This window comes from Novosphingobium sp. BL-S-20 (assembly GCF_055521635.1).
The window spans coordinates 1,350,567-1,372,860 of record NZ_CM145494.1; the positions used below are offsets into that span (position 1 = coordinate 1,350,567).

Genomic DNA, 22,294 nt, shown 5'->3' on the forward strand with positions numbered 1-22,294 from the left:
CCAATGAGTTGAATGACCGACTTGGGGCGCAATCGGCTTTATGACGGCGCCCAGCACACGGCACCCTTAGTGCTGATACCCCAGCCTCTCCGGCAGCGGGACCGGCGCGCCGTTCCATTCCAGCGCGATGCCGCTGCCGTCAGTTACCGTGCCGATGGCATGGACGCTGGTCCCGAGTGCCTTGGCGGCGGCGCGGACGTAGGCGCTGTTCACGGGCGGGGCGGTGAACAACAGGACATAGTCGTCTCCTGCCGTCATCGCCGAAATGCGCTTGTCGAGATCGTCGCCGAGGGTGGCGACGAAGGCGCGGGAAAGCGGAACATCCTCGGCGTCAATGACGATCGAGACTCCGCTGGCCTCGGCCATGCGCCGGGCATCGACCAGCAGGCCGTCGGACACGTCCATCATCGCCGTCGTCAGCGGGGCCAATGCAACGCCAAGTGCCGGTTCGGGCATCGGGCGGCGGTAGCGGTCGGCCAGCCAGGCGGCTTCCGGGGTCTGCACCTTGCTGCCCGATGTGAGCAGTTCGAGGCCGAGGCCGGAATCACCGAGCGTGCCGCTCACCCAGACGAGATCGCCGTTTTGCGCGCCGCTGCGCGAGGGGACTGGGCAGTCCTCGGGGCCGCGGCCAAGGGCCGTCAGCGAGAAGCTGCGCGCCGAGCCTTGCGGCATGCGGACGGTATCGCCGCCGAGCAGCGGCAGGTGGAAATGGCGGCAGGCCAGCTCCATTCCGGCGAGGAAGGTGCGGTCCCACTCATCATCGCCGAGCGCGTGCGACTTGAGGCAGCCGAGCGGCTCGGCGCCCTTGGCGGCAAGGTCCGAGGCATTCACGGCGACGAGTTTCCACGCGACGTCCTCGGCCGGGTCGTCGGGCAGGAAGTGGACGCCTTCGACGAGCGTGTCCATCGTCAGCACCAGCTTTTCGCCGCCGAGTTCGAGCACGGCGGCATCGTCCGCAAGGCCCCGTGCGGCGGGGCTTACGGCAATGGCGCGCAAGGCGTCGATGAAGGCGAATTCGCGGGTCATGACATGACAATGGGCCCCGCAGGGCCCATTGTCGAGATCATGTGTGCACGGTCATGCCGCGCACAACAAGTGCAGCAATTCAGCGGACGTCCTTGGCCACGGCATCGAGCACGCCGTTGACGAACTTCGCCTCGCGCGCGTCGAAGAAGGCGTGGGCGACGTCGAGATACTCACCGATCGCCGCGCCGGTCGGCACGTCGGCGCGGGCGAGCAGTTCGTAGACACCGGCGCGCAGGATCTGCAGCATGGTCTTGTCGAGACGGGCCAGCGACCAGCCGTCGGCCAGCTTGGCGGAGAGCAGTTCGTCGATCTCGTCGCGGCGGGCGATCACGCCCTTCACCACGTCGTCGAAGAAGGCGACTTCGGCCTTGGCGTACTGGTCCTCGTCGATTTCCGCGCCGAGCCGGTGGCGGTGGAATTCGTCGAGCAGGATGGCCTGCGCGGTGCCTTCCATCTCGAACTGATAGAGGGCCTGGACGGCGGCGAGGCGCGCGGCGGAGCGGGCCTGCTTGGAATTGGGCTTGGAATTGCTCATCGGGAAAGTCTCACGGAAATGGAGCGCGCGTGCGCGGGAAGCCCTTCGGCATCGGCAAGGGCAACGGCGGCGGGGCCAATGGCCTCAAGCGCCGCCTGGTCGAGCTGGATGAAGCTGGTGCGCTTCATGAAATCGAGAACGGAAAGCCCCGAGGCGAACCGCGCGCGGCGCCCTGTGGGCAGCACGTGGTTGGGTCCGGCGACGTAATCGCCGACCGCTTCGGGGGTCATGCGGCCCAGGAACACCGATCCGGCGTGGCGGATCTGGCGGAACAGGATTTCGGGATCGTCGGTGGCGATCTCAACGTGCTCAGCGGCGAGGGCATCGGCCAGCGCCGGAGCCTCGTCGAAGCTGTCGACGACGACGATCACGCCGTAGTCGTTCCACGACTGGCGCGCGGTCGCCTCGGTGGCGAGGGCGGAGAGTTCGATCTCCACCGCTTCGGCAACGGCGTCCGCATAGGCGGCATCGTCGGTGATGAGAATCGACTGCGAGGTGGGGTCGTGCTCGGCCTGGCTGAGGAGGTCGGCGGCGATGCGGCGCGGGTCGTTCTTGGCGTCGGCGATCACGAGGATTTCGCTGGGACCGGCCACCATGTCGATGCCGACGACGCCGTAGAGTTGACGCTTGGCTTCGGCCACCCAGGCATTGCCGGGGCCGGTGATCACGTCGACGGGCGCGATCTTGCCCGTGCCGTAGGCCAGCGCGCCCACGGCATGGGCACCGCCCACGCGCCAGACTTCATCGACACCGGCAAGATGCGCGGCGGCGAGGACGAGCGCATTGACTTCGCCCTTGGGAGTCGGTGTGACGACGACGAGACGCTCCACGCCCGCGACTTTGGCGGGGATCGCGTTCATCAGCATCGAGGAGGGATAGGCCGCGCGGCCGCCCGGCACATAAAGCCCGGCGGCATCGACCGCGCGCCACACGGCGCCGAGACGCACCCCGGCGGCATCGGTGTAGTCGCGGTTTTCGGGCAGCTGAGCTGCGTGATACGCGCGGATGCGCTCCGCTGCGAGTTCGAGGGCGCTGCGCAATTCAGGCGATAGCGCCTCGAAAGCGGCGCGGCAGGTCTCGGCGTCGATGCGCCAGCCGGTCTGGTCGAGATCGTGGCCGTCGAAGCGGGCGGTGTAGTCGGCCAGCGCCGCGTCGCCCCGCTCGCGCACGGCAGCGAGGATATCGGCCACGTCGCGGGCCACGTCCGTCGCGCTCTCGCGGCGGTCGGCGACGACGCGCTGGAAGGCCTCGGCGAACCCGGCGTCCTTGCTGGAAAGGCGCTGCATTAGGCGGCGGCCTTCCGTTCGGCCACCAGCGCGCGGAAGGCATCGACCAGCGCGGCGACACGGTCGTCGGTCTTGAGGGCAGCGCGGTTGACGATCAGGCGCGCGGAAATGTCGAGAATGCGGCTCGTTTCGACGAGGCCGTTCTCCTTGAGAGTGCGCCCCGTGGAGACGAGATCGACGATGCGGCTCGACAGGCCCAGCGAAGGCGCCAGTTCCATCGCGCCGTTCAGCTTCACGACTTCGGCCTGCACGCCCAGCTTCTCGTAGTGCTTGCGTGTGAGGTTCGGATACTTGCTGGCGACCCGCAAGTGCGAGGGCAGGGCGCCGCCCACTTCGCCTTCACGCTCGGCGACCGACAGGCGGCAGTGGCCGATATCGAGGTCGACCGGGGCGTAGAGGTCGGGATAGGCGAACTCTTCCACCACGTCCGAACCGACGATGCCCACTTGCGCTGCGCCATGCGCCACGAAAGTCGCCACGTCGAAAGCGCGCACGCGGATCAGGCGCATGTCGCTGTTCTCGCACGCAAAAGAGAGTGCGCGGGACTTCTTGTCGTGGAACTCCGCCTCGGGCACCACGCCTGCACGCGCCATCAGCGGCAGCGCTTCGTCGAGGATTCGGCCCTTGGGCACGGCGAATGTCAGAGTTGTCGGCATGGTGCGCGCATTAGGCTGGCATTGCGGAAAGGGCAACCGGGATAAGAATCCCGGTCTCGGTCACTCTCCGGGCGCGCGGGCCTTGATGGCGATGGCGTGGACGCGCTGGCCGGGAATGTCGCCGAGCGCGGCATTGACGAGGCGCTGGCGCTGGAGGCGCGAAACGCCCGCGAAGGCGGGGCTTTCGATTTCGATGGTGAAGTGCGATTCGCCGGTGCCGTCGTCGCCCATATGGCCCGCGTGACTGGCGGAATCGTTGACGACATCAAGGTGGGTGGGGGCGAGGGCGGCTTCTAGAAGCTGCCGCATTTCCTGTGCGATCGGTCCGGTCATGACTTCCATTTAGGCGCTCGATCCCCCATCTGGAAGCCGGTGAGACATTCTAGATTTCATGGCAGGGTCGAATCCGGTGGTCGCGCGTGCAGCTGGCCGGGGTGCGAAGAGGCGGGCGAGTTCCGCGCGCCGGGCGCGCGGCTGCCCGGTTTCGACGGTCCGGGCGACTACCGCTGGTTCTGCCTCGACCATATTCGCGAGTTCAATGCGGGATACGACTATTTCGACGGCATGAGCGCGGAGGAAATCTTCCGCGCGCAGTCCCCGCTGCACGGCTGGGAAGCGCAGAGCCGCGCGTTCCGCCCCGATGCAGGCGTGGACGGCACCCCGCGCTGGGCCGATTTCGCCGATCCGCTGGAGGCCATCAGCGGCCGCGCCAAGGCGCACATGCGCCAGCGCCAAGCCGAGATGAAGTCCGAGATGAAGCCGGAGAATGCCCGCTTCAACCCCGAGGAGCGACGCGCGCTCGGCGTGCTGGGGCTGGACGGCGATATCGACAGCAAGACCCTGCGGCTGCGCTACACCCGGCTGCTTCGCCAGTATCATCCCGACCACAACGGCGGCGACCACAGCCGCGCCTCGCGTCTGCAAGGTGTGGTGGAGGCTTATCAGCTGCTGCGGAAGTCACCTGCCTTGGCATAGAAAGCGCATCGGCTTGGCTGGTGTGATCGATCGCCCCCCCGCGCCCCCGTCATCCATGCCTCCGCGGGAACAAGCCTGCTCCTCACCCCAGTTTCGCAGGCAAGGAAAAGAGGCCGATGAAGCGCTCGGCCAGCATTGCATCTCCCTCAACCGAGAGCTTGCCGCCCGCCTCCGCCACCGAACGCTTGCCGTAGAATACCGGCAGGAAGTCCGTCGCCGTTTCCGCCGAGAAACGCAGGTCGGTGGCGGTGAGATCCGTTCCGACAGGCTCGATCCGCAGTTCATCATGCCCGAGCGTGCCGACGAACCGCGCCGTGCCCACCTCGAAAAGAACGCGCAGCGCAAGATCGCTGATCCGCTTGGGCACCAGCATCGTCCGCAGCGAGAGCATGAAGGCCACCGGCGTCAGCGGCAGCATCGGATCGTGGCCCGGCGAGCGCACCGCCCAGCGGCCGAGTTCCTGCATTACCGGCTCCAGGCCGAGTCCCCATTCCGTCAAGGCATAGGCCTGTATCGACGCGGGCGGTGGCAGGGTTACACGGCGGACGATGCCGCTGGCTTCGAGGCTCCCCAGCCGCTCGGTCAGCACTTTGGCGCTGAGCCCCGGCAGGGCGGCGCGAAGGCCGTTGAAGCGGCGCGGGCCGAGCATCATCTCGCGCACGATCGGCAAGGTCCAGCGCTCGCCCACCAGTTCCATGGCGAAGGCCGCACCGCAGGCGTCGCGATACCAGCGGCCATGGGACGCGCCGTCCGGCGTGGGATTCATCTCGTTCATCGCAGGCGGTGTCCGTTTCGCCACGATGCGGTTTCTCTTTTCAACTTCATGGTTGCTTTTTGTAACCTGAATGCTCACCCTCCGGCAATAACGAATCGCCCTTAAGCGACCTCAAACCCCGGAGAGTGCCGATGCCCCGCAGCGAAACCGCGCGACCGGTCTTCACGGCCTATGCCGATGTCCCCCCGCCCGTGCGCGGCCAGGTCCGTGATCTGCGCCTGCGCTGGGCGCATGAGGAACTGGGCCGCGACTACCGGGTGGAGGAGCTCGACGTCTATCACCCGCGCCCGGATGTCTACCTGGAATGGCAGCCCTTCGGGCAAGTCCCCGCCTTCGACGACGGCGAGCAGCGCCTGTTCGAAAGCGGCGCCATCCTGCTCTATCTCGGCGAGCAGGACGCCCGGCTGCTACCGCAGGACCCCAAGGCCCGCTGGCAGACGATCACCTGGCTTTTCGCGGCACTGAACAGCGTGGAGCCGTTCGTTGCCCAGATCGGCGCGCTCGACTTCTTCCATGCGGGCAAGCCTTGGGCCGCGCAGGCCCGGCCGAGCGCGCTGCGATTGCTGGAATCGCGCCTCGCCAATACCGAGGCGGCGCTGGGCGAGAAGGACTGGCTCGCCGGACAGTTCTCGATCGCGGACATTGCGATGGTCACCGTACTGCGCATCCTCGATCATACGCAGATTCTCGATGGCTACCCTAAACTTGCCGCCTACAAGGCGCGCGGGGAAAGCCGCCCGGCCTTCCGCCACGCCCTTGCCGAACAACTCGAAAGCTACGCCTCTCCCGCCAACTAGGAGAACCGCAATGCCCTACGTCGATGGTTTCGTGCTTGCCGTGCCGCTCGCCAACAAGGACAAGTTTATCGTCCACGCGCGCGAGATGGACGAATACTTCCTCGAATACGGCGCCACCCGCGTCGTCGAATGCTGGGGCGACGACCTCCAGCACGGCAAGCAGACCGACTTCTTCCGCTCGGTGGAGGCCAAGGAGGACGAGACGGTCTGCTTCAGCTGGATCGAATGGCCGGACAAGGAGACCCGCGACCGGCAGATGGGCCTGCTCATGGAACTCATGAAGAACGACCCGCGCTTCGATCCCGCGAGCAACCCGCCGCCTTTCGACGGCAAGCGCATGATCTACGGCGGCTTCGATTCCGTCGTCGAACTGGGAGGAGCGTGACCATGGGCAACCCTGTCGGCAGCTTCATCTGGTACGAACTGCTCACCAGCGACATCGCGGGAGCGGCGGCCTTCTACCGCGAGGTCGTCGGCTGGACGATCTCCGGCGAGGCCGATCCAGATGCGGGCGGCATGGACTACCGCATGATCGTCCGCGACGACGGCGGCATGGCGGGCGGCGCGATGGAGATCACGCCGGAAATGGCAGAAGGCGGCGCAAGGCCGATCTGGTTGCCCTACTTCTACGTCGAGGACGTCGATGCGGAAGTGGCGGCGATCACGGCAGAAGGCGGCAAAGTGCAGATGCCCGCGATGGACATCCCGGTCGGCCGCATCGCCATGGTCGCGGACCCCCAGGGCGTGCCGATCTACCTGATGAACCCGATCCCGCCCGCCGACCAGCCGGATGCCTTCAGCGATGTCTTCTCGGTCTCCGAGAACCAGCACGTCCGCTGGAACGAGCTGGCCAGCCCCGATCAGGCCGGGTCCATGGCCTTCTACGGCAAGCACTTCGGCTTCACCTTCGACGAGAAGATGTCGATGGGCGAGATGGGCGACTATTGCTTCATCGGCCATCACGGGCAGACCCTCGGCGCGATCATGCAGCGCCAGGACGAGAACCAGCCGCCGGTCTGGATGTTCTACTTCGGCGTGCCCTCCATCGCTGCGGCGAAGACGGCCATCGAGTCGAACGGCGGACAGGTCCTGATGGGGCCGCACGAGGTTCCCGGCGGCGACTGGATCGTCGTCGCGCTCGACCCGCAAGGCGCCGGTTTCGGCCTCGTCGGCACGAAAGGCGACTGAGACGCGACGAGCTAAAAGGGCCATTGACGGCGGAGCAATGTTCTAGGATTGTTCTGCAACAGGACAGGACGATGGAGCAGGGATCATGGCCGATTACACCTTCTACACCAATCCGATGTCGCGCGGTCAGATCGCCCGCTGGGCGCTCCACGAAGCCGGGGCCGACTACCGGCAGGTGCTGATCGACTGGAAGGACAAGCCCTCCACGTTTCTCGCCGTGAACCCCATGGGCAAAGTGCCCACGATCGTTCACCACGCCGAAGGCGGCGACCGCACCGTCACCGAGGCCGCGGCGATCTGCCTCTACCTGGCCGAAATGCACCCCGAGGCGGGCCTGCTGCCGAGCGACGGCGAAATGGCGGACTATTACCGCTGGACCTTCTTCGCTTCCGGCCCGGTCGAGCAGGCGATCACCTCGCGTCACTTCAAGTGCGAACCCTTGCCCGAGCAGGAGATGATGGCGGGCTGGGGCAGCTTCGAGCGCACGATGAACACGCTGGAGAGCCATTTCGAGCAGGCGAAATACGTTTGCGGCGACCGCTTCACGATGGCCGACGTCTATGTCGGCAGCGCGGTGGACTGGGGCCTGACTTTCGGCACGATGCCCCCGCGCCCGGCCTTCGTCGCCTATGCCGAACGCCTTCAGGAGCGCGAGGCCTACAAGGCGGCCAAGGCGGTGGACAACACCCTGATCGCGGAGATGAAGAAATGACGGCAAAAAACCGCGTCTGCCTTTGGTACGACGCCGCCGCCGAGGAAGCGGCGAACTTCTACGCCTCGGTCTTTCCCGATACTCATGTCACCCGCGTCGTCCATTCGCCTACTGATTACCCGGATGGCAAGGCAGGCGATGTCATCACCGTCGAGTTCACGGTCATGGGCATCGAATGCATCGGCCTCAACGGCGGCCCGGCCTTCCCGCAGAGCGAGGCCTTCTCCTTCCAGGTCGAGACCCTGAACCAGGAAGAGACCGACCGCTACTGGGACGCGATCGTCGGCAACGGCGGTGCGGAGAGCATGTGCGGCTGGTGCAAGGACAAGTGGGGCCTTTCCTGGCAGATCACCCCCAAGGCACTCAGTGATTCCCTCACCAATCCCGACCGCGCCGCGGCCAAGCGCGGAATGGAAGCGATGATGACGATGCGCAAGATCGACATCGCCGCGATCGAGGCCGCCGTCGCCGGAACCTCTGCGTGAACCCGGAGCCGAGCCTCGAACTCTTCGGCCATCCCTTTTCGTCCTACACCTGGAAGGCGCTGATCCCGCTCTACGCCTATGACGTGCCTTTCGCGTTCCGGATGCTCGACCAGGACCATCCGGATCATGCCGAAGTGGTGCAGATGGCCGGGCCGCTCGGCAAGTTCCCGGTCCTGCGCGACGGCGAAAGCCTGCTGTTCGAAGCGACGACGATCATCGAATATCTCGATCGGCACCATGTCTCGCCGGGCATGCTGATCCCCGAAGACCCCGATGCGGCAACGGCGGTCCGCATGCTCGACCGGGTCTTCGACAACTACGTCATGAACGTGATGCAGATCGTCGTGGACGAGTACATCCGCGATGCCGCCGCCCCCGACCAGACCCGCTGCGCCGAAGCGCGGGCGCAGCTCGACCGGGTCTATGCCTGGCTGGAAGGCTGGCTGCGGTTCTACCCGCAGATCGACCAGATCTCGCTGATCGAATGCGCGGCGGCGCCCTCGCTGTTCTATGCCGACTGGGTCCACCCGATCCCCGAGGACCGCCCGCGCCTGCGCGCGTGGCGCGCCCATCTGCTGGCCCTGCCGCCGGTCGCGCGCTGCGTCGAGGATGCCCGGCCTTTCCGGACCTACTTCCCGCTCGGCGCACCCGATCGTGACTGAAAATTACCGCGATTGAGGAGAGACTGCATGAGCGATACGGATAACGAACTCTCGATCACCCGCACTATCGCGGCCCCGGTCGCGCAAGTCTGGGACGTCATGGCCAACCGGCAGGAGGAATGGTGGTGCCCCCGCCCCTGGCGCGTCGAGATCGACGAACAGGACCGCCGCCCCGGCGGCGTCTGCCGGATGACGATGTACGGCCCCGACGGCGAAGTCGCGCCGCAGAACGGCATCTATCTCGCCTATGACGAGGGCCGCCGCTTCGTGACCACGGATGCGGTTACGGGAGAGTTCCGGCCCGCCGGTCCCTTCATGATCGGCATCTGGGAAATCGCCCCCGAAGACGAGGGCACCCGCTACACCGCCAGCGCCCGCCACTGGCGCGAGGAAGACCGCAAGATGCACGAGGACATGGGCTTCGTGGACGGCTGGAGCGCCTGCGCCGATCAACTCGCGGAAATCTGCGAGCGGGAGAAAAGCTAAACTGGTCGTCCGTCAACTTTTGATCCGAAGCCGGCTTTTCGTTGGTGCCTTGCATTGCGGACCCCAGTTGCCTGATGCATTTTGCAGATCATGAAGTCGCCTCCTTCAAAATCCGCGCGCATGGAAATCCGCAAGGCCATGGGGAACCGTACGGTGCCTGGCCCATACGTGTGCCGTTATCATCGCGGGCCTGATTACCTCATTGCCCACGCCTGCTTTGATTGCAGAAAATCATGGAAACTACCCGAGGAGAGCACGGCGATTTGCCCTCAGTGTAGCAATCCATTGAGTTGGATGGGACGGGCATTCAAGGCGCCGAAAAAGACGAACATGGAGCAATGGCGGAAGGTGGAACGGCTCTGGAAGGCCGGATTCCGCTTTAATCCGAATACTGGTTGGCGTGACGTTCAGCCATATCCCATCCGGCTCCGTGATGTTGAGGCGTTTATTCGCCAGAACCAGAAGCATCCTTTCCGCGTATTCGTATAAGGTCCGCTAACCCGCATTTTTCGCGCAGAGGAGTTATGAAAGCGGACATTCCCATAAGCGTGAATACCGGAGAATTTCCGCATACGTGTTTATTTGTTCTATTTTGCGACGCAGCAGTTCCATGTGCTCCGATACCCGTCGCCGTGGTGATAGGCGTGTAGATCGGTCCAGCAATTGCGGCGGCTTAAAATAGTCGCGCATGGACGGAGGTGGGGGCCGGCAGACCGTGGATGACAGAGCTTTGATGTGCGGTTTGGTTATGCGGTTCCAAGTATGCATTCCAGGGCCGATGCGTGCTTGCAGCGGGTGCCGGCCATAAAAAGCTGCGCGAATGTTCCCACGCCGTTTCCTCCCGCTGCGCTTTCAATAAACCGCAAAGCCTGTTGCGGTGCAGCGCCCGCTTGTCTACGCGGTTAGACACGATGACTGAGACCGAGACCATGAAAGCCGAGAATCGCGACGCCACCGTGCTGGCTGCTCCCGACATCGAACTCGACGTGCGCGAGACCTTTGGAATCGATATCGACTGGAAGGTGCCTGCCTTCTCCGTCGCCGACGAGCGCGTTCCCGACCTCGACGAGACTTATGTCTTCGATCCGGACACCACGCTGGCGATCCTGGCGGGCTTTGCCTACAACCGCCGCGTCATGGTGCAGGGCTATCACGGCACCGGTAAGTCGACCCACATCGAACAGGTCGCAGCCCGCCTCAAGTGGCCGTGCATCCGCATCAACCTCGATGCGCACATCAGCCGTATCGACCTGATCGGTCGCGATGCCATCGTGCTGCGCGACGGCCTCCAGGTCACGGAATTCCGCGAAGGCCTGCTGCCCTGGGCGCTCCAGCACCCGGTCGCGCTGGTGTTCGACGAGTACGATGCGGGCCGTCCGGACGTGATGTTCGTGATCCAGCGCATCCTCGAAACCGAGGGCAAGCTGACCCTGCTCGACCAGAACCGCGTGATCCGCCCGGATCGCAATTTCCGCCTCTTCGCCACCGCCAACACGGTCGGCCTCGGCGACACTTCGGGTCTCTACCACGGCACCCAGCAGATCAACCAGGGCCAGATGGACCGCTGGAACCTGGTGGTCGGCCTCAACTACCTGCCCGAACCGGTCGAGACCGACATCGTCTCGAAGAAGGTGCCGCAGGTGGACGCCGCGACGATCTCGCAGATGGTCAAGGTGGCCGACTTCACCCGCCAGGGCTTCATGAACGGCGATATCTCGACCGTGATGAGTCCGCGTACCGTCATCACCTGGGCGCAGAACTCTGCGATCTTCAAGGACGTGGGCTTCGCCTTCCGTCTCTCGTTCCTTAACAAGTGCGACGAGACCGAGCGGGTGATGGTCGCCGAATATTATCAGCGCGTGTTCGGCAACGACCTGCCGGAAAGCGTCGTCGGCAAGGCCTGAGGTCTGCGGCGATAGAGAACAGGGAAGGGGAGGTCGCGGCCTCCCCTTTTTTGTGCCGAAGCGGGGACGATTTTCCTACAGACAGGCGGTGCTGTAGGATGGCGCCATGCTCTCCACGGCCTTTCATCCCGCTATTGTCCGCTACAAGGTGACAGGTCCTGCCGGGAGCGACTTTTTTCGCTCAGGACCGTGTCAACTGTGTCAACCAAAGTGTCACCTTGTGCAGGCGCGCTCAGTCTTCGGGATAGATCGCCTTCACGAAATAGAGTCCGTCCGGCGGCGAATTGAGGCCCAGCGCCTGACGGTTGCGGGCTTCCAGCGCCTCGGCGACCTGCCGTACCTCCCAGCGCCCCATGCCGACGAGCGCGAGGCAGCCGACCATCGAGCGGACCTGATGGTGCAGAAAACTGCGGGCCTCGGCCTCGATCAGCACCATCTCGCCCTCGCGCCGCACGTCGAGGCGGTCGAGCGTTTTGAGCGGACTTTGCGACTGGCAATGGGCGGAGCGGAACGTGGTGAAATCGTGCAGGCCCACGAGAATCTGCGCGGCGCGGTGCATGGCGGTCTCGTCGAGCGGCTTGGGCACCTGCCAGGCCTTGCCGCGCTCCAGCGTGAGCGGCGCCCGGCGGTTGGCGATGCGGTAGATGTAGGAGCGGCCGATGCACGAGAAGCGCGCATGCCAGTCGTCCGGCACCACCTCGCAACCGACCACCGCGATCGGATGGGGCCGCAGGCGGGCGTTCAGGCCTTCGGTGAACTGGAAGGGCGTGAACGGCTTGGCTATGTCGATATGCACTTTCATGCCGAGCGCATGGACGCCCGCATCGGTGCGCCCGGCGGCATGCATGCCCGTGGTCTCGCCGGTGAGCGCGAAGACGGCTTCCTCGACACTCTGCTGCACCGAAGGGCCGTGTGCCTGGCGCTGGAGACCCATGTAGGGCGCGCCGTCGAATTCGAGAGTGAGGGCGAAGCGGGTCAAGCGAGCCTCGTTCCGGCGGGAACGGCACGGCCGCGCAGCAGGTCTGCGGTGTCCATGGCAGGCTTGCCCGCGCGCTGGATGCGGGTGACACGCAAGGCGCCTTCGCCGCAGGCCACGGTCAGCGAATCGTCGAGCGTGACGCCGGGTTCGCCAGTGCCCTCCACGACATCGGCGGCGAGGACCTTGTACCGCTCGCCATCCAGTTCGAAGAAGGCGCCCGGTGCGGGCATGAAGGCGCGAACCTGCCGCTCGACCTGCTCGGCGGGAAGCGTGAAATCGAGCCGGGCCTCGGCCTTGTCGATCTTCTTCGCATAAGTCACGCCGTCTTCCGGCTGGGTGACGGCGCGGTGCACGGCAAGATCGCGCAAGGTGCCGACCATGAGCTGCGCGCCCCTTTCGGCGAGTTCCGTGGTCAGTTCACCGGCAGTCTTGCGCTCGATGGTGGTGCGCAGGGTGGCCAGCATCGGCCCGGTGTCGAGACCGATCTCCATCTGCATGATGGTGACGCCGGTGGTCGGATCGCCCGCGAGGATCGCCCGCTGGATCGGCGCTGCCCCGCGCCAGCGCGGCAGGATCGAGGCATGGATATTGAGGCACCCCAGGCGCGGCGCGTCGAGCACCGCCTGAGGCAGCAGCAGGCCATAAGCGGCCACCACGGCGATATCGGCGCCGAGCGCGGCGAACGTCTCCTGCTCCTCCGCGCCCTTGAGCGAAACCGGATGGCGCACCTCGATCCCGCGCGCCTCGGCTTCCTTGTGGACGGGCGAGGGGGTCAGTTCCTTGCCGCGGCGCCCGCCGGGGCGCGGCGGCTGGCTGTAGACAGCGACGACCTCGTGCCCGGCCTCGACCAGCGCGACGAGGGCGGGCACCGCGAAATCGGGCGTACCCATGAAGACGATGCGCATGGTGTGGGGAATTCTCCGAAGGTCTTTCTCAAAAGCTCCGGAGGCCCTATCTCCGCCGCCATGGCATCGCAAGAGATCGAGACGCTTACCGCCGCGCTGTCGCGCCTTCCCGGCCTCGGCCCCCGTTCCGCGCGCCGGGCGGTGCTCTGGCTCATCAAGCGGCGGGAGACCTCGCTGGTGCAACTGGTCGATGCCCTCGCGGCGGTGCGTGAAGCGCTGGTCGAGTGCCGCACCTGCGGCAATATCGATACCGCCGACCCTTGCGGCATCTGCGCCGATGCGCGCCGCGACGCGCGCTCGCTCTGCGTGGTGGAGGAAGTGGCGGACCTCTGGGCGCTCGACCGCGCGCGGCTGTTCAACGGTCGCTACCATGTTCTCGGCGGCCGTCTTTCCGCGCTCGACGGCGTGCGGCCGGAAGATCTGGCGATCGACAGCCTGCTGCGCCGCGTGGAGGAGGGCGGCATCGACGAAGTGGTTCTCGCGATGAACGCCACGCTCGAAGGGCAGACCACGGCGCACTATATTGCCGAGCGTCTCGAAGGACTTCCGGTGCGGATCACCCAGCTTGCCCATGGTCTCCCGGTGGGCGGTGAACTCGACTATATCGACGAGGGAACGCTGGCTCAAGCCATCCGCGCGAGGAGGCCCGTGGCCTAGGAGGCTGTTTGGAAATTCGCAGAATGCGAATTTCGCGGCACCGGCCCTCGCCCCCACCCGACCTCCCATCAGGATACACTCGTGGGAGGTCGGGTGGGGGCGAGGGCCGGTGCCGCTGACGAAAATGCCCCGTTTGGCATTTTCCAAACAGACTCTCGATCACTGTCATCGAAGCGTCCATCTTGCGAGAATCGGCCATCGCGCTTATTTGCGGGGCATGGCTATCCGTGAAATCCTCGAAGTTCCCGATCCGCGTCTCAAGCAGGTTTCGGTCCCCGTCGAAAAGTTCGACGACGAGCTGAAGACGCTTGTCGAAGACATGTTCGAAACCATGTACGATGCGCCGGGCATCGGCCTCGCCGCGATTCAGGTCGGCGTGCCGCTGCGCGTGCTGGTGATCGATCTCCAGCCCGATGACGAGGATGCGGAGCCGGAAGTGTGCACGTCGCACGGCGGCCACCACCACACCCACCAGCCGACGAAGCGGGAACCCCGGATCTTCATCAATCCGGAAATCCTCGATCCTTCCGAAGACCACACGGTCTATCAGGAAGGCTGCCTCTCGGTTCCCGAGATTTACGCCGACGTCGAACGCCCCTCGCGCATTCGCGCGCGCTGGCAGGACCTCGACGGTACGGTGCATGAAGAGAACATGGAGGGCCTGATGGCCACCTGCCTCCAGCACGAGATGGATCACCTCGAGGGCATCCTCTTCATCGACCACCTCTCGCGCCTCAAGCGCCAGATGGCGCTCAAGAAGCTCGACAAGCTGCGCAAGGCGGCCTGATTTCGCTGAATTGGGGGAAGCCGCTCTAAGGGCTGGCGTTCCCCTAATGTTCTGGCTATGCTGCCGGGATGGAAATCGCTGTCGTCGCCATTCTAGCGCTCGTTGTCGGTCTTGGGGCCGGCTGGTTCTTTGGTTCCAGACCGGCTGCGGACTGGCGAAATCGCTTCGAAACCCGTGATCGCGAAGCGCGCGAACTCGACGAGAAGTTCCGCGCCGCGATTCGCGATCTCGCTTCGGCTAGCGAACGCGCCAGCCGGGCGGACGAACTTTCCGATGCCCTCGAACGCACACGCTTCGAGCATAACCAAGCCATGGAACTCACCCGGCGCAGCCATGGCGATGCCATCGAGCGCCTCCGCAGCGAATTATCGGAAATCCTTGAGCGAACCCGCATCGCGCATGCCGGCAAGATCGAGGCGCTGAGCGACGAATTGAGGGTGAAAGCAGAGCAACTCGCCACTCTCCAGGAAAAATCGGCCAATTTCGACGAGCAGAAGCGCCTGCTGATCGAAGCGCAGGAAGCGCTGCGCAAGGAGTTCGAGAACGCCGGGGCCAAGGTTCTGGCCGGTGCGCAGGAAGCCTTCCTGAGCCGCGCCGGTGCGCGTTTCGAGGAAAGCGAGAAGGCCAATGCCGAGCGTATCCGCACGCTTCTCGCTCCCGTTGGAGAGCGGCTCAAGAGTTATGAGGAGCAGGTCGCCACGCTCGAAAAGCAGCGCACCGATGCCTTTGCGACGCTGACCGGTCAGCTCGTCGAACTGAGCGCCGGGCAGGAGCGGGTTCGCACCGAAGCCGCGCGGCTCAGTAATTCGCTGCGCAATGCCCCCAAGGCGCGCGGGCGCTGGGGCGAGCAGCAGCTCAAGAACGTGCTCGAACAGTGCGGCCTTACCGAACACACCGATTTCGAGACCGAACAGTCGATCGAGACCGAGGACGGGCGCCTGCGCCCCGACGCGATCGTGCGCATTCCCGGCAACAAGCAGCTGGTGATCGACGCCAAGGTTTCGCTCAACGCCTATCAGGACGCCTTCGAGGCCGATGACGAGACCGTGCGCAAAGCCTTCCTCGATCAGCACGCGGCCTCGATGCGCAACCACATCCAAACCCTGGGCAACAAGTCCTACCAAAGCCAGTTCGAGAATGCGCCGGACTATGTGCTGATGTTCGTGCCCGGCGAGCATTTCATCGCCGCCGCGCTCGACCACGATTCCAGCCTGTGGGACTATGCCTTCGAGCGGCGGGTGCTGCTCGCCAGCCCAACCAACCTCGTCGCCATCTGCCGCACTATCGCGCAAGTCTGGCAGCAGGAGGGCCTCGCCAAGGAAGCGCGGGAAATCGGCAAGCTGGGCAGCGATCTCTACGACAGCCTTGCCAAGACCCAGGACGACCTGAGCAAAGTCGGCGTGCATCTCGGCCGTGCGGTCAACAGTTTCAACGACTTCGCCCGCACTTACGAGGGCAATGTGATGAGCCGCGCGCGCCGCCTCACCGAGAAGCACATCAAGATCGGCAAGCGTGAGATTTCCGACGAAGTAACGCAAGTCGAAGCGGTGCCGCGCTTTGGTGCCGAGCCGGGTACTGCCGCTTTGCCGGATACGGGAACACTGCCCGAAGCGGCGGAATAGTCCTCAGCTACCGTCGGCGGTTCGCGTCGGGCGTTCCATGGGGCCGCCTTCGCGGACGAGTTCGGCGGTATGGCCGCTCGATTGCAGGATCATGTGGTTGCCGTCGATAGCGAAGCGCGGCGTCGCCACGAGCAGGGCGTTCACGGCCTTTTCCTGATCCCAGGCGGGAACCGTGCAGGTCATCTCGGTCAGGGCGAGAGGGCCTGCGATCAGGCGTTCCGAATCTATGCGCCAGGGGCCGTCCATGCGGTTACAGCCGACCTGAACACCGACTTTGCTGCCCTCGAACGTCAGGCGGGCATCGGCAGAGTCCGGCCTCTGGCCGTCGATCAGGGCAAATCGCCAGGTCGTGCGAGCGAGAGGCGAATCCTCGCCCTGAACGGAGCAGGCGGCGAGGGACGGCAGGAGGCAGAAGGTAAGTAAGGCTAAACGCATGGTCCGGGCACTCTACACGTCGCGGATGATGCCCGGATGAACGCGCTATTCAGTTTCCACCCTCAAGGTGGGCAAGAGCCTCGTAAGCGAGCACCGCGCCCGCGACGGCGGCATTCAGGCTGTCGGCCCGGCCGCGCATCGGAATGGTGACACGCAAGTCGCAGGCTTCCTCGTAAGCCTGCGGCAGGCCCTGCGATTCGTTGCCGACCATCAGGAAGCACGGCGCCGCATAAGGCGCGCGGCGATAGTCGGTGGGATCGCGCAGCGAGGCGGCCACCAGTTGACCGTCTCCGGCGCGCAGCCAGTCCTGGAATTCTTCCCAGCGGGCGATGGCGATCTTCTGCGTGAAGATCGCGCCCATGCTGGCGCGCACCGCTTCCACCGAGAAAGGGTCAGCGCAGTCGTCGAGCAGGATCAGCCCGCCCGCGCCGACGGCATCGCCGGTCCGCAGCATCGTGCCGAGGTTGCCGGGATCGCGCAGCGCCTGCGCCACCAGCCAGATCGGTGCGGCGGTACGGTCGAGATTGGCGATCCGCGTGTCGAACTCTGCGAAGACGCCCGCGACGGCCTGCGGATTGTCCTTGCCGGTGACTTTGGCGAGGATTTCCTCGTCCATCTCGACGACCTCGCCGCCCGCGGCGATGACGGCTTCTTCAAGAGCGTCCAGCAGCGGGTGCGGATCGCGGCCCACGGCCATGACCAGCATTTCCGGCACGATGCCGCATTCGCGGGCATCGGTCAGCAGGCGCAGGCCCTCGGCGAGGAAGCGCTGTTCCCGCTTGCGGTGCTTCTTCTCCCGCAAGGAGCGCAGGAACTTGACCAGCGGGTTCGAGAATCCGGTAATGGTGCGGCGATAGGCCGCGCGGTCGGCAAAGGTCATTCTTCGCCGAAACCGTCGCGCACGAGGGTTGCCAGGACCGAGAGCGCATCCTGCGCGCCTTCGCCCTTGCAGGCGATCTCGATGCTGTCGCCCTTGGCGGCGCCGAGCATCATCAGGCCGAGGATGGAATTGCCCGCCGCTTCGGTGCCGTCCTTGCCGACCGTGACGAGCACGGATTCCGGCAGTTCGGCGACATGGTTGACGAACTTGGCGCTGGCGCGGGCGTGGAGACCGCGCTTGTTCACGATGAGGACGGTTTCGCGGAAATCGCTCATGCGGCGTCCTGTCCGAGATATTCGCTGGCGATCGTGATGTAGTTGCGCCCGGCGTCGCGCGCGGCGGCGGCGGCTTCACGCACCGACATGCAGGCGCGCGCCTTGGCGAGACGAATCAGCATCGGCAGGTTGATGCCGGCGATCACTTCGACGCGGCCCGCTTCCATCAGCGAGATCGCGAGGTTGGAGGGCGTGCCGCCGAACAGGTCGGTGAGGATGATGACGCCTTCGCCGCTGTCCACGGCGGTGATCGCCTCGGCGATCTCGCTGCGGCGACGCTCCATATCGTCGTTGGGACCGATGCAGACGGTGGCGACCGCCGACTGGTCTCCGACGACGTGCTCCATCGCGTGTACGAATTCCTCGGCGAGATTGCCGTGAGTGACCAGGATCATGCCGATCATGCTGGGGTTTGGCTCCGAATTTCCTGCGAATGCGACCGGGTTATATAATCTTCTTTCACGCTACCGGACCCCTTCGAGAATTTCCCCCCTCGAGAAGATCAGCAGCCCGCGAGCCCAGGTTGCGATGCAACAATGTGGGCGAAAATCCCGCTTCGCGCAAGGCCGCTGCCATCTGCTCGGCGGTAAAAACGGAGCGGTGTCGCCCTCCGGTACAGCCGAAAGCGATGTGAACATAGGCCTTGCCTTGCGCGCGATAACGCGGAAGCAGCGGCAGGAGCAGGTCGCGAATCCGCGCAAATGCTTCGTCGAAGGCCGGATCCTTGCGGATATAGTCACCCACCGGAGCGTCCTGTCCGGTCATCGGGCGCAGCTCCGAATCCCAGTGCGGGTTGTCCACGAAACGCATGTCGAACACGAAATCGGCGAGCGGCGGCATCCCGCGCGAGAAGCCGAAGCTGGAGACGGTGATCGTCAGGTCTTCCGGTTCTTCGGCGGCGAAGCGCTCGCGAATCGCGCGTTGCAGGTCGTTGGACGTGAATTCGGTGGTTTCGACGAGAATGTCGGCCCAGCGGCGCAGCGGCGCCAGCAATTCGCGTTCGGCGCGAATGCCGGTGTCGACGGGCGCGTCGGCGGCGAGGGCGTGACGGCGGCGGGTCTCGTTGAAGCGGCGTTCCAGTTCCTTGCTCGAACAGTCGAGGAACAGCGTCGAGACTTCGAGGTCCTCGCGCTCGCCGAGCGCCTTGACCTGGGCGATGACCCGCTCCGGATTGAACCCGCGCGTGCGGCAGTCGAAGCCGATCGCCAGCGGCGACGGGTCGTCGGAGGGCTGGCCCTCGATCATGCGTTCCAGCAGGCGGACCGGGAAATTGTCGATGATTTCCCAGCCGAGATCTTCCAGCACCCGCAGCACCGTGGTCTTGCCGGCGCCGAGCATGCCGGTCACCAGCAGCACTTTCTGTCGCTGGGCCGGGGAGGGCGCGGATTGCGCGTCTTCGGGGGGGAGATCGTCCTGCATCCGGGGCTGTTTGCGCCGGGTTGCCGGGAAAGAAAAGAGGCGTTCTTACAGGTTTGTCACCCGGTGAGGCCATAATGCAACAACGCTAACTCCACCTTCAGCGCCAGGGGCTCGGCGCGGGGCGTGAGGCGCAGCGCGGGCAGTGTCACGCCCCCGATCTCGACGCTGCCTGCCGTCTCGATGAAGCGCGGTGCTTCGCTATCCAGCATGACGACCAGCGAGACCGGGGCCTCCTCGCGGCACGGGAAGGGCAGGATGCCGAGATTGCGGACTTCGATCAGACTGCGCGTGTTCGGATGGGGCTGCGCGAGGAGCCGTCGTTCGGATTCGTGAAGCAGCACGCCGTCGTCCCCGACAAGCTCGGCGCCGCGATCGATCAGGGCGAGAGCGAGGCTGGACTTGCCCGTGCCCGACGGCCCCTCGATCAGCACCGCGCGTCCCTCTATGGCAACGCAAGTGGCTTGCCGCGTGAAAGGCGCCGCAACCGTCATTCGCCTTGCCATGCCGGGAGCGAGATCAGCAGCCGTGCGCCGCGCGCACCGTCGGTGCGGTCGGTCGCGCGCAGCTTGCCGTAGTGCGCCTCGACGATGGTGCGGGCGATCGCGAGGCCGAGGCCGGAGTGCTTGCCGAATTCCTCGCTGGCGGGGCGCAGCGAGTGGAAACGCTCGAAGATTTTTTCGCGCGCGGCTTCCGGTATGCCGGGGCCGTGGTCGGAAACGGAAAGGGTGATCCGTCCTTCGCTGCGGCCCACGGCGACTTCGATGGGGGTGCCTTCGGGCGAGAAGGAGATCGCGTTGTCGAGCAGGTTCTGGAGCACGCGCTCCAGCCGCGAGGCGTCGCCGGGGACAAAGAGGTCGCCGTCGGCCTCGCGGATGACCCGGATCGGGCAGGCGCCGTTGACGCCGCGCTGTTCGCGTTCGGTGACGAGCGCGCGGACCAGTCGCAGCATGTCCACCGGCTCGAACGTCGTGCGGCTGAGTTCGGCGTCGATGCGGCTGGCGTCGGCGATCTCGGTGACGAGGAAGTCGATCCGCCGCACGTCGTCCTTGGCGATGCCGAGAAGCTGGCGGCGCAAGGCGGGATCGTCGACCCGTTCGAGGTTTTCGAGGGCGCTGCGCAGGCTGGTGAGGGGGTTCTTCAACTCGTGGGCCACATCGGCGGCGAAGCTCTCCACCGCGTCGATGCGCTGGCGCAGGGCGCCGCTCATGTCCGAGATCGCGCGGGCGAGCAGGCCGATCTCGTCGCGCCGGTCGGGCAGGCGCGGCACCACGACGCTGCGGTCGCGGCCGAGGCGCACGCGCACGGCGGCGCGGACGAGCTTGCGCAGCGGCTCGACGATGGTGCGGGCGAGGAACAGCGAAAGCAGGATCGAGACGGTCAGCGCTGCGCCGACGATGATGGCGAGCGTCTGGCGCGCCATGCGCACGTTTTCGGTGATGTCGCGGGCGTTGCGGGTGACGAGCAGGGCCTCGCCGCGCTTGCCGACCGGGGTTGCGGCGATGATGACCGGGGTGCGGTCCGGCGCGGCCTTGTGGCTCACTTCGGTGCGGCCACTGGCCAGCGCGGCGGCCACTTCCGGCCAGGCCGAGGCACCGGCACCCGGCGCATCGTGATAGTCCGCAACCGGCGGCGAGCCGAGCACCCAGTCCATACCCTTGTCGAGCGCGCGGGCGGCGTCCTGAAGCCATGGTTCGGTGGCGGGGTCGATGAGCCGGTAGGACGGCTTCGCCAGTGCGAAACTGTCGGCGACGAGCTTGCCGCTGCGGTCGAACAGGCGCAGGCGCAAGGCCTGGCCGGAGCCGATCCGCGCGATCAGGTCGCGGCGGTCCTCGGCGTTTTCCCCAGCCAGGGTGATGGCGACGACTTCGGCTTCCGAGCGGGCGAGGCGGAAGCGTTCGCCCAGCAGTTCGCGCCGGTAGGAGTCGATGTAGAACAGGCTTCCCGCCAGCAGGGCGAGCGCGATCACGTTCACCGCGAGAATGCGCGCCGTCAGCGAGACGCGCCATGACAGGCCGAGCCGGACGAGCATCGGTGCCTTGCGGCGCTTGCGCGCGGGATTAGGAGCCATCGGTGTAGGAATAACCGGCGCCATAGAGCGTATCGATGGCCGAGAATTCCGGATCGACGGCGCGGAACTTGCGGCGCAGGCGCTTGATGTGGCTGTCGATCGTGCGGTCGTCGACGTAGACGTCCTCGCTGTAGGCGGCGTCCATCAGCTGGTTGCGGCTCTTCACCACGCCGGGGCGCAGGGCGAGCGCTTCGAGGATCAGGAACTCGGTGACGGTCAGCGAGACCGGCTCGCCGTCCCAGGCCACCTGATGGCGGGCGGGGTCGAGGCTGAGGCGGCCGCGCACGACCGGGTCGGGCAGGTTTTCCTGCACGCTTTCTTCGTTGCTCGCCTTCGCCAGTTCGCTGCGACGCAGGATGGCGCGGATGCGGGCGACGAGCAGGCGCTGGCTGAACGGCTTGGTGATATAGTCGTCCGCGCCCATCGCCAGGCCGAGGGCTTCGTCCGGCTCCTCGTCCTTCGAGGTCAGGAAGATCACCGGCAGGCTCGACTGTTCGCGCAGGGCCTGGAGCAGGTGCAGCCCATCCATGCGCGGCATCTTGATGTCGAAGATGGCGAGGTCCGGCGGGTTCTCCAGCAGAGCCTTCAGCGCGGTCTCGCCATCGGTGTAGAGGCGGGTCGCGAAGCCTTCGGCCTGGAGACCGATGGAGACGGTGGTGAGGATGTTGCGGTCGTCGTCCACCAGCGCGATGGACTGCTGACGGGCCGGAACAGGGATCGATGCGATCTCTTCGAGAGAGGCTGGCGCGGGTGTGGAAGATGCCGTGGGGTCTGCCATGG

At 65.7% G+C, this 22,294-nt stretch carries 29 protein-coding genes; 13 read left to right on the forward strand and 16 right to left on the reverse strand.

Features of this window, described 5'->3' with window-relative positions:
• Positions 1-66: 66 nt before the first annotated feature.
• The 5 genes from thiL to ACZ1II_RS14185 all read right to left on the reverse strand — a co-directional run bounded on the left by thiL (position 67) and on the right by ACZ1II_RS14185 (position 3,836).
• Positions 67-1,026: a thiamine-phosphate kinase gene (gene thiL, locus ACZ1II_RS14165; protein WP_465147010.1), complete on the reverse strand. Its 960-nt coding sequence runs from the start codon at positions 1,024-1,026 to the stop codon at positions 67-69.
• 79 nt (positions 1,027-1,105) lie between these two features.
• Positions 1,106-1,561, reverse strand: a complete 456-nt coding sequence (gene nusB, locus ACZ1II_RS14170; protein ID WP_465147011.1) for a transcription antitermination factor NusB — start codon at positions 1,559-1,561, stop codon at positions 1,106-1,108.
• Positions 1,558-2,847: a histidinol dehydrogenase gene (gene hisD, locus ACZ1II_RS14175; RefSeq protein ID WP_465147012.1), complete on the reverse strand. Its 1,290-nt coding sequence runs from the start codon at positions 2,845-2,847 to the stop codon at positions 1,558-1,560. Before hisD ends, nusB begins: the two co-directional genes overlap by 4 nt.
• Positions 2,847-3,503 carry an ATP phosphoribosyltransferase gene (gene hisG, locus ACZ1II_RS14180; protein WP_147219730.1) on the reverse strand — a complete coding sequence of 219 codons (657 nt, stop codon included), beginning with the start codon at positions 3,501-3,503 and terminating at the stop codon, positions 2,847-2,849. The genes hisD and hisG overlap by 1 nt, the downstream gene beginning before the upstream one ends.
• Before the next feature lie 60 nt (positions 3,504-3,563).
• A complete protein-coding gene (locus ACZ1II_RS14185; protein ID WP_465147013.1) occupies positions 3,564-3,836 on the reverse strand; it encodes a BolA family protein in 273 nt (90 codons plus the stop codon).
• A 39-nt stretch (positions 3,837-3,875) separates the two neighbouring features.
• Here ACZ1II_RS14185 and ACZ1II_RS14190 point away from each other — a divergent pair, with 39 nt between their 5' ends.
• Positions 3,876-4,478 carry a DnaJ domain-containing protein gene (locus ACZ1II_RS14190; RefSeq protein ID WP_465147014.1) on the forward strand — a complete coding sequence of 201 codons (603 nt, stop codon included), beginning with the start codon at positions 3,876-3,878 and terminating at the stop codon, positions 4,476-4,478.
• 82 nt (positions 4,479-4,560) lie between these two features.
• Here ACZ1II_RS14190 and ACZ1II_RS14195 read toward each other — a convergent pair whose 3' ends face one another.
• Entirely contained in the window at positions 4,561-5,253 is a 693-nt protein-coding gene (locus ACZ1II_RS14195; protein WP_465147015.1) for a winged helix-turn-helix transcriptional regulator, read from the reverse strand.
• Between the two features lie 131 nt (positions 5,254-5,384).
• Between ACZ1II_RS14195 and ACZ1II_RS14200 the strand changes: the two genes are divergently transcribed.
• The 9 genes from ACZ1II_RS14200 (at position 5,385) to cobS (ending at position 11,487) form a co-directional block, all read left to right on the forward strand.
• A complete protein-coding gene (locus ACZ1II_RS14200; protein WP_465147016.1) occupies positions 5,385-6,050 on the forward strand; it encodes a glutathione S-transferase family protein in 666 nt (221 codons plus the stop codon).
• 10 nt (positions 6,051-6,060) lie between these two features.
• Positions 6,061-6,435 (forward strand): DUF1428 domain-containing protein, encoded by a 375-nt coding sequence (locus ACZ1II_RS14205; protein ID WP_465147017.1) that lies wholly within the window; start codon positions 6,061-6,063, stop codon positions 6,433-6,435.
• A gap of 2 nt (positions 6,436-6,437) precedes the next feature.
• On the forward strand, positions 6,438-7,238 hold the full coding sequence (locus tag ACZ1II_RS14210) for a VOC family protein (protein WP_465147018.1): 801 nt from the start codon (positions 6,438-6,440) through the stop codon (positions 7,236-7,238).
• A gap of 85 nt (positions 7,239-7,323) precedes the next feature.
• Entirely contained in the window at positions 7,324-7,950 is a 627-nt protein-coding gene (locus ACZ1II_RS14215) for a glutathione S-transferase family protein (protein ID WP_465147019.1), read from the forward strand.
• Complete coding sequence (locus tag ACZ1II_RS14220; protein ID WP_465147020.1) at positions 7,947-8,435, forward strand: VOC family protein; 489 nt, start codon at positions 7,947-7,949, stop codon at positions 8,433-8,435. Before ACZ1II_RS14215 ends, ACZ1II_RS14220 begins: the two co-directional genes overlap by 4 nt.
• On the forward strand, positions 8,432-9,097 hold the full coding sequence (locus ACZ1II_RS14225) for a glutathione S-transferase family protein (RefSeq protein WP_465147021.1): 666 nt from the start codon (positions 8,432-8,434) through the stop codon (positions 9,095-9,097). The genes ACZ1II_RS14220 and ACZ1II_RS14225 overlap by 4 nt, the downstream gene beginning before the upstream one ends.
• A gap of 27 nt (positions 9,098-9,124) precedes the next feature.
• Positions 9,125-9,583, forward strand: coding sequence for an SRPBCC family protein (locus ACZ1II_RS14230; RefSeq protein ID WP_465147022.1), 459 nt, complete (start codon positions 9,125-9,127; stop codon positions 9,581-9,583).
• A gap of 120 nt (positions 9,584-9,703) precedes the next feature.
• Positions 9,704-10,072, forward strand: a complete 369-nt coding sequence (locus ACZ1II_RS14235) for a hypothetical protein (protein WP_465147023.1) — start codon at positions 9,704-9,706, stop codon at positions 10,070-10,072.
• A gap of 422 nt (positions 10,073-10,494) precedes the next feature.
• Positions 10,495-11,487, forward strand: a complete 993-nt coding sequence (gene cobS / locus ACZ1II_RS14240; RefSeq protein WP_465147024.1) for a cobaltochelatase subunit CobS — start codon at positions 10,495-10,497, stop codon at positions 11,485-11,487.
• Positions 11,488-11,719: 232 nt separating this feature from the next.
• On the opposite strand, the gene truA is transcribed toward cobS, so the two are convergent.
• Both truA and fmt read right to left on the reverse strand, forming a co-directional pair.
• Positions 11,720-12,466 (reverse strand): tRNA pseudouridine(38-40) synthase TruA, encoded by a 747-nt coding sequence (gene truA / locus ACZ1II_RS14245; protein WP_465147025.1) that lies wholly within the window; start codon positions 12,464-12,466, stop codon positions 11,720-11,722.
• On the reverse strand, positions 12,463-13,371 hold the full coding sequence (gene fmt / locus ACZ1II_RS14250) for a methionyl-tRNA formyltransferase (protein WP_465147026.1): 909 nt from the start codon (positions 13,369-13,371) through the stop codon (positions 12,463-12,465). Before fmt ends, truA begins: the two co-directional genes overlap by 4 nt.
• A 60-nt stretch (positions 13,372-13,431) precedes the next feature.
• On the opposite strand from fmt, the gene recR reads away from it, so the two are divergent.
• The 3 genes from recR (at position 13,432) to ACZ1II_RS14265 (ending at position 16,437) form a co-directional block, all read left to right on the forward strand.
• Positions 13,432-14,028 carry a recombination mediator RecR gene (gene recR, locus ACZ1II_RS14255; RefSeq protein WP_465147027.1) on the forward strand — a complete coding sequence of 199 codons (597 nt, stop codon included), beginning with the start codon at positions 13,432-13,434 and terminating at the stop codon, positions 14,026-14,028.
• A gap of 217 nt (positions 14,029-14,245) precedes the next feature.
• Positions 14,246-14,815, forward strand: a complete 570-nt coding sequence (gene def / locus ACZ1II_RS14260) for a peptide deformylase (protein WP_147219714.1) — start codon at positions 14,246-14,248, stop codon at positions 14,813-14,815.
• A gap of 68 nt (positions 14,816-14,883) precedes the next feature.
• Positions 14,884-16,437 (forward strand): DNA recombination protein RmuC, encoded by a 1,554-nt coding sequence (locus ACZ1II_RS14265; protein WP_465147028.1) that lies wholly within the window; start codon positions 14,884-14,886, stop codon positions 16,435-16,437.
• Between the two features lie 3 nt (positions 16,438-16,440).
• Here the strand turns inward: ACZ1II_RS14265 and ACZ1II_RS14270 are convergent, their stop codons facing one another.
• From ACZ1II_RS14270 to ACZ1II_RS14305, 8 genes are read right to left on the reverse strand one after another with little or no spacing between them, the layout of a single operon-like run.
• Positions 16,441-16,872 (reverse strand): META domain-containing protein, encoded by a 432-nt coding sequence (locus tag ACZ1II_RS14270; RefSeq protein WP_465147029.1) that lies wholly within the window; start codon positions 16,870-16,872, stop codon positions 16,441-16,443.
• A gap of 49 nt (positions 16,873-16,921) precedes the next feature.
• Entirely contained in the window at positions 16,922-17,752 is an 831-nt protein-coding gene (locus ACZ1II_RS14275; protein WP_465147030.1) for a TrmH family RNA methyltransferase, read from the reverse strand.
• Positions 17,749-18,027: an HPr family phosphocarrier protein gene (locus tag ACZ1II_RS14280; RefSeq protein WP_086490403.1), complete on the reverse strand. Its 279-nt coding sequence runs from the start codon at positions 18,025-18,027 to the stop codon at positions 17,749-17,751. The genes ACZ1II_RS14275 and ACZ1II_RS14280 overlap by 4 nt, the downstream gene beginning before the upstream one ends.
• On the reverse strand, positions 18,024-18,431 hold the full coding sequence (locus tag ACZ1II_RS14285; RefSeq protein WP_147219710.1) for a PTS sugar transporter subunit IIA: 408 nt from the start codon (positions 18,429-18,431) through the stop codon (positions 18,024-18,026). Before ACZ1II_RS14285 ends, ACZ1II_RS14280 begins: the two co-directional genes overlap by 4 nt.
• Positions 18,432-18,486: 55 nt before the next feature.
• Positions 18,487-19,446, reverse strand: coding sequence for an RNase adapter RapZ (gene rapZ / locus ACZ1II_RS14290; RefSeq protein WP_465147031.1), 960 nt, complete (start codon positions 19,444-19,446; stop codon positions 18,487-18,489).
• A gap of 56 nt (positions 19,447-19,502) precedes the next feature.
• Positions 19,503-19,949, reverse strand: coding sequence for an HPr kinase/phosphorylase (locus ACZ1II_RS14295; protein WP_465147032.1), 447 nt, complete (start codon positions 19,947-19,949; stop codon positions 19,503-19,505).
• Positions 19,934-21,514, reverse strand: coding sequence for a sensor histidine kinase (locus ACZ1II_RS14300; RefSeq protein ID WP_465147033.1), 1,581 nt, complete (start codon positions 21,512-21,514; stop codon positions 19,934-19,936). Before ACZ1II_RS14300 ends, ACZ1II_RS14295 begins: the two co-directional genes overlap by 16 nt.
• On the reverse strand, positions 21,504-22,292 hold the full coding sequence (locus tag ACZ1II_RS14305) for a response regulator transcription factor (RefSeq protein ID WP_465147034.1): 789 nt from the start codon (positions 22,290-22,292) through the stop codon (positions 21,504-21,506). The genes ACZ1II_RS14300 and ACZ1II_RS14305 overlap by 11 nt, the downstream gene beginning before the upstream one ends.
• Positions 22,293-22,294: the final 2 nt, after the last annotated feature.